The following is a 240-nucleotide window of genomic DNA, read 5'->3' as shown; positions in this document are numbered from 1 at the left end:
AGTATTCGAAAAATATCAACCGGACTTTATCATGCATTTAGCTGCAGAGAGTCACGTTGATCGCTCAATTGATGGCCCAGGTGAGTTTATTCAAACAAACGTGGTAGGTACATACGAGCTGTTAGAAGCCGCACGTAGTTACTATACAACCCTCGTCGATAGCAAAAAAGCCGATTTTCGCTTCCATCATATTTCAACAGATGAAGTCTATGGTGATTTAGGTGAAACTGGTTTATTCAC

At 40.8% G+C, this 240-nt stretch carries 1 protein-coding gene; it reads left to right on the top strand.

Going from position 1 to position 240, the window contains the following annotated elements:
* The coding region (locus R2R70_RS22795; RefSeq protein WP_410979317.1) for a GDP-mannose 4,6-dehydratase at positions 1–240 on the top strand (240 nt) is incomplete at both ends.

Source organism: Cobetia sp. SIMBA_158 (assembly GCF_046566945.1).
Classification (GTDB): domain Bacteria; phylum Pseudomonadota; class Gammaproteobacteria; order Pseudomonadales; family Halomonadaceae; genus Cobetia; species Cobetia amphilecti.
The sequence above is the reverse complement of the archived record's forward strand: the minus strand, read 5'-3'. Positions and strand labels throughout refer to the sequence as shown.